The sequence below is a fragment of the Flavobacterium sp. 120 genome (assembly GCF_003633605.1).
GTDB lineage: Bacteria > Bacteroidota > Bacteroidia > Flavobacteriales > Flavobacteriaceae > Flavobacterium > Flavobacterium algoritolerans.
On sequence record NZ_RBKZ01000001.1, the window covers coordinates 2,099,241 to 2,111,701 of the forward strand.

At 33.1% G+C, this 12,461-nt stretch carries 15 protein-coding genes; 10 read left to right on the forward strand and 5 right to left on the reverse strand.

Going from position 1 to position 12,461, the window contains the following annotated elements; translation table 11 throughout:
• Positions 1–65 precede the first annotated feature (65 nt).
• Both C8C87_RS08995 and nadC read right to left on the reverse strand, forming a co-directional pair.
• Positions 66–974 carry a YihY/virulence factor BrkB family protein gene (locus C8C87_RS08995; RefSeq protein WP_099715086.1) on the reverse strand — a complete coding sequence of 303 codons (909 nt, stop codon included), beginning with the start codon at positions 972–974 and terminating at the stop codon, positions 66–68.
• Entirely contained in the window at positions 971–1,828 is an 858-nt protein-coding gene (gene nadC, locus C8C87_RS09000) for a carboxylating nicotinate-nucleotide diphosphorylase (RefSeq protein ID WP_121342364.1), read from the reverse strand. The genes C8C87_RS08995 and nadC overlap by 4 nt, the downstream gene beginning before the upstream one ends.
• A 251-nt stretch (positions 1,829–2,079) precedes the next feature.
• On the opposite strand from nadC, the gene C8C87_RS09005 reads away from it, so the two are divergent.
• The 3 genes from C8C87_RS09005 to rlmH all read left to right on the forward strand — a co-directional run bounded on the left by C8C87_RS09005 (position 2,080) and on the right by rlmH (position 3,702).
• Entirely contained in the window at positions 2,080–2,553 is a 474-nt protein-coding gene (locus tag C8C87_RS09005; RefSeq protein WP_121342365.1) for a hypothetical protein, read from the forward strand.
• A gap of 64 nt (positions 2,554–2,617) precedes the next feature.
• A complete protein-coding gene (locus tag C8C87_RS09010) occupies positions 2,618–3,082 on the forward strand; it encodes an SRPBCC family protein (RefSeq protein ID WP_199716376.1) in 465 nt (154 codons plus the stop codon).
• Positions 3,083–3,228: 146 nt separating this feature from the next.
• On the forward strand, positions 3,229–3,702 hold the full coding sequence (gene rlmH, locus C8C87_RS09015) for a 23S rRNA (pseudouridine(1915)-N(3))-methyltransferase RlmH (protein WP_121342367.1): 474 nt from the start codon (positions 3,229–3,231) through the stop codon (positions 3,700–3,702).
• A 16-nt stretch (positions 3,703–3,718) separates the two neighbouring features.
• On the opposite strand, the gene C8C87_RS09020 is transcribed toward rlmH, so the two are convergent.
• Together C8C87_RS09020 and folP are read right to left on the reverse strand one after the other, a co-directional pair.
• Positions 3,719–4,336 (reverse strand): hypothetical protein, encoded by a 618-nt coding sequence (locus C8C87_RS09020; protein WP_121342368.1) that lies wholly within the window; start codon positions 4,334–4,336, stop codon positions 3,719–3,721.
• Positions 4,337–4,338: 2 nt separating this feature from the next.
• Positions 4,339–5,163, reverse strand: a complete 825-nt coding sequence (gene folP, locus C8C87_RS09025; protein WP_121342369.1) for a dihydropteroate synthase — start codon at positions 5,161–5,163, stop codon at positions 4,339–4,341.
• Positions 5,164–5,251: 88 nt separating this feature from the next.
• Between folP and C8C87_RS09030 the strand changes: the two genes are divergently transcribed.
• The 4 genes from C8C87_RS09030 (at position 5,252) to tpiA (ending at position 8,536) form a co-directional block, all read left to right on the forward strand.
• Complete coding sequence (locus C8C87_RS09030; protein ID WP_099715080.1) at positions 5,252–5,797, forward strand: DUF1599 domain-containing protein; 546 nt, start codon at positions 5,252–5,254, stop codon at positions 5,795–5,797.
• 105 nt (positions 5,798–5,902) lie between these two features.
• On the forward strand, positions 5,903–7,003 hold the full coding sequence (locus tag C8C87_RS09035) for a BT_3928 family protein (RefSeq protein WP_099715079.1): 1,101 nt from the start codon (positions 5,903–5,905) through the stop codon (positions 7,001–7,003).
• Between the two features lie 230 nt (positions 7,004–7,233).
• Positions 7,234–7,731: a TlpA disulfide reductase family protein gene (locus tag C8C87_RS09040; protein WP_099715078.1), complete on the forward strand. Its 498-nt coding sequence runs from the start codon at positions 7,234–7,236 to the stop codon at positions 7,729–7,731.
• A 52-nt stretch (positions 7,732–7,783) separates the two neighbouring features.
• Positions 7,784–8,536: a triose-phosphate isomerase gene (tpiA, locus tag C8C87_RS09045; protein WP_099715077.1), complete on the forward strand. Its 753-nt coding sequence runs from the start codon at positions 7,784–7,786 to the stop codon at positions 8,534–8,536.
• 54 nt (positions 8,537–8,590) lie between these two features.
• Here tpiA and C8C87_RS09050 read toward each other — a convergent pair whose 3' ends face one another.
• Positions 8,591–9,814, reverse strand: coding sequence for a porin (locus C8C87_RS09050; RefSeq protein WP_121342370.1), 1,224 nt, complete (start codon positions 9,812–9,814; stop codon positions 8,591–8,593).
• A 95-nt stretch (positions 9,815–9,909) separates the two neighbouring features.
• Between C8C87_RS09050 and prmA the strand changes: the two genes are divergently transcribed.
• From prmA to C8C87_RS09065, 3 genes are all read left to right on the forward strand, one after another.
• Entirely contained in the window at positions 9,910–10,770 is an 861-nt protein-coding gene (gene prmA / locus C8C87_RS09055) for a 50S ribosomal protein L11 methyltransferase (RefSeq protein WP_121342371.1), read from the forward strand.
• Between the two features lie 46 nt (positions 10,771–10,816).
• Entirely contained in the window at positions 10,817–11,092 is a 276-nt protein-coding gene (locus C8C87_RS09060) for an ATP-dependent Clp protease adaptor ClpS (RefSeq protein ID WP_099715072.1), read from the forward strand.
• A 93-nt stretch (positions 11,093–11,185) separates the two neighbouring features.
• On the forward strand, positions 11,186–12,457 hold the full coding sequence (locus C8C87_RS09065; protein ID WP_121342372.1) for a sterol desaturase family protein: 1,272 nt from the start codon (positions 11,186–11,188) through the stop codon (positions 12,455–12,457).
• Positions 12,458–12,461 lie beyond the last annotated feature (4 nt).

Below are 12,461 nucleotides of genomic sequence, written 5' to 3' on the forward strand. Positions count from 1 at the left end.
AATGACAGATTGTAACGAATAGCAGGAAATAGCTCCTAATTTTGAAACTATTTTGATTTAAAAAATCATTCTTTTTTTGCTTTCAATTTATTTACTGTAGCATTCAATTCGAAACCCAACAGCAATATCATGCAGTTAATCCAAATGTAAAACATCAAAATCAACAATGTTCCTATCGACCCATATAATTCATTGTACTTAGAAAACTTTATGACCCATATTCCAAAAGCATACGAATCCAAAAGAATCAATATGGTAGTGAATACGGACCCTATCGATATAAATGCTCTGTTTTTATCGTGTTTTGTACCAAACTTGAAAAGTATAGATGTGGTTCCTAAAATCATTAAAATTACAAATGCATATCTTCCTAAAACAATTAACGCAATTTGATCACTCAGTATTGTTTTTTGAATAAAAACTTCAAAAACTACTATTGTCGCCACAGTTACAATCAATAAAAAGGATAACAATAAGGACATTCCCAAAGCCACTAAATATTGCCTGATAAACCCTCTTTTTATGAGAACATGACGGGACGATTCAAATCCGCCAAGGATTCCGTTTAAACCATTTGCCATCAACAAAATAGACAATAAAAACCCGTAAGATACTAATCCTGAGTGACTGTTATTAAGAATATCATTGATGATTTTATAAATAGCATCGTACGTATTGGGCGGTACACCTTCCTTCACAAACAGTAAAAAATCATCTTGAAAACCTTCAATAGGAATGTATGGAATAAGATTTAAAATGAACAGCGCAAAAGGAAATAAAGCCATGAAGAAACTAAATGCAATCGCACTGGCATGATATGTCAAAGCACTTTCGACAATTCCTAAGCCGTATAATTCCAACAAATCATATAACGACAATCCTTGTAACCAAGGAAGCTCGATCTTTTTTAGCACATTAACCAGATTCCGTACTATTGGAATTCTTTGTAATTTAACTTCTATTTCTTTACTCATATCGCTTTTAAGCTCAAATCCATGTTATAAATAGAATGTGTCAATGCTCCTGATGAAATATAATCTACACCACATTCAGCATAATGGCGAATGGTGTTTTCGTTAATATTTCCCGAAGATTCTGTTTGGCATTTATCGCCAATCAAAGCTACTGCTTTTTTAGTATCGTCATAATTAAAATTGTCTATTAAAATTCTAAAAACACCTTCACTTTCCAGTATTTCTTTGATTTCATCCAAGTTTCTGGCTTCGACAATAATTTTTAAATCCAGATTATTTTCTTTTAAGAAAGCTTTGGTTTTGGCTATAGCCAAAGTAATTCCGCCGGCAAAATCGTTGTGATTGTCTTTGAGCATAATCATGTCATACAAAGCAAAACGATGGTTTTCGCCTCCGCCAATTTTCACCGCCCATTTCTCACAAGCTCTGAATCCCGGAGTGGTTTTACGCGTGTCGAGAATTTTAGTTTTGGTTCCTTCTAATAAACGAACGTATTCCTTGGTTTTAGTGGCAATGGCTGACATTCTCTGCATTGAATTCAAAACGACACGTTCCGACTTCAAAATGGATTGTGAACTCCCCGAAACATGAAAAACAACATCTCCTTTTTTTACTGGAGTACCATCCTCGATAAAAGTTTCTATTTTCAAATTAGGGTCTACATATTCAAAAATCATTTTGGCAAAAGCCACACCTGCAATTATGCCATCTTCTTTTACAAGCAACTTCGCTTTTCCATTTGCTGTAGCTGGAATACAAGCTAAAGAACTGTAATCGCCAGGACCTACATCTTCCCGAATGGCATTTTGTATTAGTATGTCTAACTCGTTTTTAAACTGTATGTCGCTAATCATTTTATAGGAAATTTATGGAATGCTAAAGTAAGATTTATTTTGTGGATTTGAAAATATGTATGCTTGGTTCTTTGAAAAAAAGAGGTAAATCAATGTGTTTTAACAGAGTATTACATTTTAATTAAGATAAGAATATCGGTACTATTAATTTAACACCTATTCTGATATTTTCATCCAATAAAATCAATTCTTTTATACTGTGGTGTATTATTTAAAATCTTATATTTGAACTAGTAACTAAAACGCTGATTATGAAATCTTTTTTAAGCCTTCTTTTTGTATCCTCGATACTATTGACTTCTTGCAAAAAAGAAGTTGAACCACAAAATACCGCAACTCCTACAAATGTAGTTCCCTTTACTGAAGTTGGTAAACAAATGAAGAGCGAAACTTCGACGGCAACTCAGGTACAACAAACTACAAATACTATAAACCCAAATAATGCAGTGGCTACCTCCGGTCCTGTAGCTGCCGGAATGAATCCAGCGCACGGTCAGCCATCGCACCGTTGTGATATTCCTGTAGGTGCTCCATTGAATTCTCCGCCAGCCGCAACTACAAACAAAACAGCTATCCAGCAACAGAATCAACCCGTTCCTACATCCACTGTAACTACTGCAACACCAGTTGCTACGACACCAACTCCAGAAGGAATGAATCCACCACATGGTCAAGCCAATCACCGATGTGATATTGCTGTGGGTGCACCATTGCCTAAATCATAATTTGAATTACAAAAGCATTCATGCAAAATTGATATAAATCCGTTTGAAAATAAAGATTATGGCTATGGAAACCAAATACTTCGCAAAAGCCGAAATGTTAATTAGAAAACCCATTGAACTTGTTTTTCAAGCATTTATAAATCCCGAAATCACGACTAAATTTTGGTTCACTAAAAGCTCCGGAAAACTTGAAGAAGGAAAAGAAACAGAATGGACTTGGGAAATGTACAACCATTCTATTGTGGTTAACGCTAAAACCGTAGAGCTGAATAAAAAAATTGTGATTGAATGGGGAAACCACGATGAAATTTCAACGGTGGAATGGACATTTAAAAATTTAGGAGAAGTTGGAACTTTTGTAAGCATCGTTAATACCGGATTTCATGGAGAAATAGAAAAAATTATCTCACAAATACGGGATTCTACAGAAGGATTTACATTAGTTTTAGCGGGTTTAAAAGCCTACTTGGAACACAACATTCAGCTAAATTTAGTTCTTGACAGATTTCCAAAAGAGCTTACTGAATAAATACTAAGAACTATTACTTCAGCTAATTGTGTAAAAGTTAAAGAAAAAATTCATCAAAAATTCTAAATAAACAATCTTAAATAGCTTTTTCTTCAATCAAATACAATGTCAATTTTCTATCTTTGCGCCTCTGAAATTCAACAAAAATGAACATCAAATTGATTGCTATCGGTAAAACTGATAACAAAGCCTTACAATCTTTAATAGACGATTATACTAAGCGATTGTCTTTTTATATCAAGTTCGATTTAGATATCATTCCTGATATCAAGAACGTAAAAAACTTATCTGAAAGTCAACAAAAAGAGAAAGAAGGCGAATTGATTTTGGCGAAAATTACACCAACAGACCAACTTATTTTATTGGACGAAAACGGAAAAAATTTTTCCAGTCTAGGTTTTTCAGAGGAATTACAAAAGAAAATGAACTCTGGAGTAAAAACTTTGGTTTTCGTAATTGGTGGTCCTTATGGCTTTTCGGAAACGGTTTATGCCAAAGCGCAAGGAAAAATATCGCTGTCTTTAATGACTTTTTCGCATCAAATGGTGCGGTTGTTTTTTATCGAACAATTGTATCGTGGCTTTACGATTTTAAGAAATGAACCCTATCATCATCAATAATTGTTCTGTTTGAAGTTTAGTAAATAAATTCTTGAGTACTTTTCATTTCTACTTTTAAACTTTCAATAAAAATTTTATTTTGAATGTAACCTCCAAAAGTTAGGTTTTTATCAAAGCAAAAAACATATTGGTTTGAGGTGTTACTTGGTAATTTATTTAAATACGTTAATAATTCTTCTCTTTTCATCACAACATTATCTACTAAAATTTCATTGTTTTTGGCAAAAAAGACAACTATTGACTTAGGTTTTTCCAGTTTGTAATACACATTGGTAAAAGGAATAAAAGCGAGATTTTTACCAATCGTATCTGCGTAGGAATAATAATTTTCGGCCTTTTCATTCTTGTGTGCTTTCTCAGTACGCTTTTTCTCCTGCAACTTCATGATTTCCGGAATGGCAAGTCGTAACGGTAAACGTTTGTCAACATTTAGAATCCAATTAGTAGAAATAATACTGTTTTTACGGTTTACTTCTGCTAATGTATCTTTTCCTTTTGTTCTAAAAAAAATATAGATTGGAGAAAGATCATCTACATTTTTGACAATTGTTGTATTGGCTTTTGGCAATAAAATATCCTCTTTGTTCCCACAAGAAAACAAAGTAAAAAGAACAATCAGAGTAAAATATTTCATTTTTATAAATTAATTTTATTGAATAAAGTAACGCATTCCATGGCTTCTTTTACATCGTGAACACGAAGGATTTTTGCTCCTTTGGTCAATGCCAAAGCATTCAAAACCGTCGTTCCATTTAACGCATTTTCTATTGTAGTACCAAGGGTTTTATAAATCATCGATTTTCTTGAAATTCCAACAAGAAGTGGGAGTTCCAACATATTTAACAATTCCATTTTCTGGAAAACTTCATAATTTTGATCTGTTGTTTTGGCAAAGCCAAAGCCCGGATCGATAATCAAATCATTGATGCCAAAACTTCTGGCCTTGGCAACTTTTTCAGAAAAATAGAACAACATTTCTTTTACAATATCATCGTAATCCGTGAGTGTTTGCATCGTTTGAGGATTTCCTCGCATGTGCATCATAATATACGGAACATTATATTTTGCAATTATCTCAAACATTTTTTCGTCCAGATTTCCTGCTGCAATATCGTTGATGATTGCTGCACCACTTTCAATCGAAGCTTTTGCTACTTCACTTCTAAAGGTATCAATCGAGATTATCGTTTCTGGAAAATGCTTTAAAATCAAATCTACAACAGGAACAATTCTCGCAATTTCTTCTTGTTCCGAGACAAATTCTGCACTTGGTTTACTGGAATAAGCACCAATATCTATAAAAGTGGCTCCTTCAAGTACCATTTTTTCGACTTGCGAAAGGATTTCGGTTTCATTCTTATACTTTCCACCATCAAAAAAAGAGTTGGGCGTCACATTCAAAATCCCCATAACTTTGGGAGTTGATAAGTCAACAAGTATTCCTTTGCAGTTAATAGCCATTCGTTTACAGTTTTAAAGACTTCAAAATTCTACATTCAAAAAAATTATCTTATTTTTGAAAAAATTTGAATACAAATATACACCAATAATGAAGAATACTTCAAAAGAATACGATACTGTGATTGCGACTTGTCGTACGCTGTTTATCAATAAAATGAAAGATTACGGATGTGCTTGGCGAATTTTAAGACTGCCTTCGTTGACCGATCAAATCTATATAAAAGCCCAAAGAATTAGAAGTTTACAAGAAAATGAAGTCCGCAAAATTGATGAAGATGAAACAGGTGAATTCATCGGAATTATCAATTATTCTATCATGGCGTTGATTCAATTGGAATTAGGTGTTGCTGACCAACCCGATTTAGAAGTTGCAAAAGCAACCGAATTATACGATGCCAAAGTTAAACTGACCAAAGATTTAATGGAAGATAAAAATCATGATTACGGTGAAGCTTGGCGCGACATGCGTGTGAGTTCACTAACGGATTTGATTTTACAAAAACTACTTCGTGTCAAACAAATTGAAGACAACAAAGGAAAAACATTAGTTTCTGAAGGAATCGATGCAAATTATCAGGATATGATTAATTATTCGATTTTTGCCTTGATTCTAATGGGTTTTGGAAATAAATAATAAAAAGTAATAACTAAAAATGAAATCGCCAGGATTCCAAAATCACAAACTGGAATCAAGAATGGCCATATCATATTCCACTAAAAAAACAAATATTATCTTCATATGAAAAATATAATTACTCAATTTTCTAGAATTTTCGTTGGAATCCTATTCATTATCTCCGGATTAATTAAACTGAATGACCCAATCGGGTTTTCATACAAACTGGCTGAATATTTCAGTGAACCCGTTTTCAACATGCCCTTTTTCGTTCCGTTTGCACTAGGAATTGCTTTATTTTTAGTAATTCTTGAGGTGGTTTTAGGTATTATGTTGCTCATTGGTTACAAAACCAAATTCACTATCTGGAGTTTATTAATCTTGATTGTACTGTTTACTTTCCTGACTTTTTATTCCGCTTATTTTAATGTGGTAAAAGACTGTGGTTGTTTTGGAGACGCTTTGAAACTGACGCCTTGGCAATCTTTCACAAAGGATATCGTTTTGCTTTTCTTTATTCTGATATTATTTTTTAATCAAAAATTGGTAAAACCGTTGTTTAGCAATAACGTACAAAACATAGTTATTTACGCCAGTATCGTTTTATCGTCACTTATGGGAGTTTGGGTTTTAAACCATTTGCCATTAATCGATTTCAGACCTTATAAAGTAGGGAATAATATTCAAAAAGGAATGCGAATCCCTGATGGAGCAGAAAAGTCAGTGGTAGAAATGGTCTTTATTTACAAAGTTGGTGGTGTCGATAAAGAGTTTACCGAAAAAGATTTGATGTCAATTCCTGAAGGTGCCGTATTTGTAGACCGAAAAGACAAAGTTATCACAGAAGGTTACGTTCCTCCTATTCATGATTTTACAATGGAAAAAGACGGTTCAGATTACAAAGATGAATTTTTAGAAGAACCAAAATTGATGTTGATTACAGCTTACGATTTGGTTAAAGCCGATCACAGTGGAATGGCAAAATTAGAAAAACTGAGTCAGGATGCTAAAGCTAAAGGATATAAAGTAGTTGCAATGACAGCTTCTTCACCAGAAGAAATAGCTGCTGCAAAAAAACAATTCGGATTAACATTTGATTTCTATTTTTGCGATGCTATAACTGTAAAAACAATCGAAAGAGCCAATCCAAGTATTGTACTAATTGAAAAAGGAACAATAAAACAAAAGGTTCATCACAATGATATTGCAGATTTAAAATTCTAAATAAACTATAAAACTTTAAAGTCGTAAAGTCCGAAACAGGAAACTTTACGACTTTTTACTTTAAAAGAATAATAAATGCTTTCTAAATAAATCAGTGAATCAAAATCATTCCATTATTTTTAAACTATAACGATATTGCTTTATCATTTTCGAATAATGCTTTCAAAATTTCTTAATCCGTATAACGCATTCAAATTGTTTGTTTAACTTTGTTTAAAAACATTTCTATAATGAAAAAAATAATAGTATTACTTATTGCGGTTGTAACATTGTCTTGCACATCAAATGCGCAAAAAACTAAATTCTCCAAAGAAGCTTTATCTGAAACCCTTTTAGCCACTGATGGAAGTCAAGTTGCTTTTAAGGACATTTTACAAAAACACAAAGGGAAAACCCTGGTAATAGAAGTTTGGGCTTCCTGGTGTGGGGATTGCGTGAAAGCAATGCCAAAACTAAAAGAATTACAAGCTAATAATCCTGATGTTGGTTACTTATTTATTTCAATGGATAAAACTGCCGATAAATGGAAAGCCGGAATCGAAAAACACGAATTGAAAGGGGATCATTTCATGGCAAATGACCAAATGAAAGGGGTATTTGCAAAAGCCGTTGATGTGGATTGGATTCCAAGATACATCGTTGTTGATAAAAACGGAAAAATTGTTTTATACCGAGCCATAGAAACTGATTTTGATAAAATCAATGAAACGCTTAAAAATTTAAAATAATTCATTGCAATATTGAAAAACATAACCAAAAACTAAATATAATACGACTAAAATGAGAAAGAAGATTGTTGCCGGAAACTGGAAAATGCATAAAAATGCAGAGCAAACTGAAGATTTATTGAATGAATTAATAGCAAAAATACCAACTGACGCAAAAGCACAAGTAATTGTAGCTCCAACATTTGTAAACTTGGCTTCTGCTGTAGATCATTTGGAGTTTACTAATATCGATGTTGCTGCACAAAACGTACATCAAGCAGAAAGCGGTGCTTTTACAGGCGAAATTTCAGCTGATATGTTAAAAAGTGTTGGTGTTGATATTGTAATTCTGGGACACTCAGAACGCAGAGCTATTTTTCATGAATCGGATGCTTTGATTGCTAATAAAGTAAATACAGCTTTAGAACATGATATGATGGTTATTTTTTGCTTCGGAGAAGAATTAAAAGACCGTCAATCAAAAAATCATTTTAATGTGGTAGAAAACCAATTGCGAGATGGTTTATTTCATATTGAATCAAAAGACTGGGACAGTATTGTTTTGGCCTACGAGCCAGTTTGGGCAATTGGAACTGGAGAAACAGCTTCACCGGAACAAGCACAAGAAATGCATGAATTTATCAGAGAAACAGTTCGTAAAGCTTTTGGAAGTGAAATCGCTGAAAACGTATCTATCCTTTATGGCGGAAGTGTAAAACCTGAAAACGCTAAAGAAATATTCTCAAAACCAGATGTAGACGGTGGTCTTATTGGTGGTGCTGCCCTAAAAGCAGATGATTTTCTAGCAATTGTAAATGCTATCTAAATTTTATAATTAAACTTCACAAAAAAAAGCGGTGATTTATTTCACCGCTTTTTTTTAAATTCCTATTTCTACCTGAAAACGCAAATACCAATTATTCTTGGTTCTGCCGTCAAAATAATTTAAAGTATCAAAAGTCAATTCGCTTTGTAATTTAAAAGTATGCTCCCAAATATACTTGGTTACACCAACAGTATATTGTTTAGAATTTGGAGCCAAAGTCCTAATATCCTCTCCTACTTTTTGAGTGGAATATCGACCAATAATTTCATAGTTTGAAGGAAAATTATAACTCAACTGATGATCAAATCCGTTCCCTACATAAGCATAATTAGATTGTGAAATATCATCCGGATTTACAGTAACAGCATTTCTTGAAGTCGTTCTAGACATGTAACTTGACATCGCGGCCCAGCCATTATATTTCAACATAGCATCAAGCATAACTGATTTCATAGTACGTTCTTCAAACAAATCGTTTCCTAATTGCCCTTGGACTCTTTTGGCATGATTATTTTGCTGAAAAGCTCCAGAAAGCATCAATTTTGGTTTTTTCTCTCTTACAATATCTCCTTCAAAATAAGTTCCATCTTTAGAAAATGAACCAAAAGGCAACAACTCCACTTTTCCGGTTACAGCAACTCCAGCATCAGCATTTCCTGTAATGTTACGCCCTTCACCTGTGGATATAGCTGTTTTTAAATTATAAGAAAATTTATCTTTGAATTCATTCATATTATGAACTTGAAAACCAAAATCCCTATCGATTGTAAATCTGGCATTATTGATAGACCTATCAGTTAATTGTAATCCTCCTGATGAATTCACACGCTGACGATTTCCTGGCAATTTAGTTTGTCCAAAACTGATATTCCAATGCTTATTAGGTCTATAAAAAACTACCGCATCACGAATAATATTGATATTTTCTCCTTCTTGAATTTCGCCCACATCGCCCGGGGCAAATGACAGTTGAACTGCGTATAAAAACTTTGGACTTCCAACATATCCATCAAATCGCAAGCGCAAACGTCTGATTTGTCCGTCATAAACGCCATCTTCACCTTCATTTTCGGTATACGTTACCCTGTTTTGCATTCGAAAACGAATATTCAACTGATATAAACTATCTGGAGAAGTAATTCCAATTCCTTTACCAAAACTATAATATGGAAGAGCTGATAATTTCAGGTCATTATCCTGTTTACTTTGTTTAATATTCTCTTGAGCATTCCCTAAAATACCAGAAAGAATAACAAAAAATAAAATAATCTTTTTCATGTAGTTGTTATGTGTTTGTTGTGCAAATGTAAAATAAAATTTGATTTACAAATGCCGTTTAAATAGTGATTACTACCTTTGCAAAAAAAATAAGCATGTCAAACATTTATATTGGGTATCATTTTACTATTGAGCCTAAAGACTCGAGCAGTAGCGAACAGGCGAAGCAATTAGGTTCTGAAATATTAATCGCAGAATTAGGAGAAAGAGCATTTGAGAGTTTTACAGAAACTGAAACGGGTATTTCTGCTTTTGTACAAAAGGATTTATGGGATGAAATGATTCTTGATGACATTCATATTTTACAATCTGAGGAATTTACAATCGATTATACATTTGAAGAAATCGAGCAAGTAAACTGGAATGAGGAATGGGAAAAGAATTTTGAAGCAATAGATGTTGATGGAAATTGTCATGTACGTGCGCCTTTTCACCCAAAAACGGATGCCGAATTTGATATTGTAATTGAACCAAAAATGAGTTTTGGAACTGGTCACCATGAAACGACACACATGATGATTCAGCATTTATTAGAAATAGATGTTACCGGAATGAAAACCCTTGATATGGGATGCGGAACAGCCATTTTAGCAATACTTGCCGAGATGAAAGGTGCGCAACCAATTGACGCAATTGATATTGATAACTGGTGTTATTTGAATTCTATAGAAAATGCACAACGCAATAATTGTAAACACATTACAGTTTATGAAGGTGAGGCAGCATTACTGGAAGGCAAAAAATACGATTTGATTATTGCCAATATCAACAGAAATATTTTGTTGAACGATATGCAAAGTTATGTAAACAGTTTGAATCCTAATGGAACACTACTTTTAAGCGGTTTCTATCAGGAAGACATACCATTTATAGATGCTTCTTGTACTGAAAAAGGATTAACGTATGTTAAAAAATTTGAAAGAAACAATTGGGTGTCTTTAAAATATGTAAATTAGTGGTAATATTTTTTTTATTAATTACGAAAGTACAAAAACCTACAAAATGAGTACTAAAGAAAAAGTAAGAGAAAGAGTAAGTGTAAAGGAATCAATTAGTTTAGATAATGAAATAGTAGTTTACAATGATGATGTAAATACTTTTGACCACGTTATTGAAACATTGATTCGCGTTTGTGATCACACTCCGGAACAAGCGGAACAATGTTCATTAATTGTACATTATAATGGGAAGTGTACCGTAAAAACGGGTCCTTACGAAAAATTAAAACCACAATGCACTCAATTATTAGAAGCAGGATTAAATGCGGAGATAATTTAAGAATAGTTAAACTTCCCTTTGAAAAATAAATTACTGTGAATAATTCAAAAACATTCTCTTTTATTCTATATTTGAATAAAAAAAAGTGTTTTTATGGAAGAATATGGTAAAATTTTAGTTTTTGTAATGCCTATTTTTTTGATATTAATTATTATCGAAAAAATATACGGGCATTACAAAGGGGAAGACACTGCACCAAACATGGATTCTGTTTCGAGCGTAAGTTCTGGAATGGTTAATTCCTTAAAAGATGTTTTAGGACTCAGCATAACACTGGTTTCTTACGACTGGATTGTCTCTAAAATAGCTTTATTTAATCTTCAAGCAAGCTTTCTAACTTATTTTATTGGATTTATAGCTATTGATTTTTATGGTTATTGGAGTCATCGTTTGTCTCATCAAATTAATTTTTTATGGAACAAACATGCCATTCATCACAGTAGTGAAGAATTTAATTTGGCCTGCGCACTTCGCCAACCGATATCCAGTTTTGTGAATCTGTTTACCTTTTTATTGATACCGGCCGCTCTTTTAGGAGTTCCTTCCAAAGTGATTGCAATAACGCTTCCTATTCATTTATTTTTGCAATTCTGGTATCATACGAAGCATATTAAGAAAATTGGTTTTCTGGAAAACATACTGGTTTCGCCATCACATCATAGAGTGCATCATGCCATCAACCCAGAATACATGGATAAAAACCATTCTCAAATATTCATCATTTGGGATAAATTGTTTGGTACTTTTCAAGCAGAATTAGAAACTGTTCCACCCGTTTTTGGAATCACACGACCAGCAAGAACCTGGAATCCCATTCGGATTAATTTTCAGCATTTATGGTTATTGATTACAGATGCTTGGCGCGCCGAAAACTGGAAAGACAAATTCACAATTTGGTTTAAACCAACAGGCTGGCGTCCAGAAAATTTTGAAGAAGAATATCCCGTAACCAAAATTACCAATGTTTATGATTTTGAAAAATACGGCGTTCAACATTCTAAAAAATTGATGTATTGGTCCCTTTTTCAAGCTATTATCACCTTATTACTCATTAGTTACCTCTATAATTCTATTGCTCAGATAGGTTTACCAAATGTATTTATTTACGGTGCATTCATCTTCCTGACCGTTTATAGTTACACAGAATTAATGGATACCCGTAAAAGTTCTATATTCTGGGAAAGCATGCGTTTTGCATTTGGAATTGGACTAATTTTCTATTTTGGTGATTGGTTTGGCATGAATCAGCTATTTCCTTTTGCGAGTTACGTCATGCTAAGCTATCTCATTTTGTCATTGATAGTAACTATTTATTTTGTCAGCAGTAATTTTGAAAAAGAAACAATGATTGTAGCTCAATCTTAAAAAC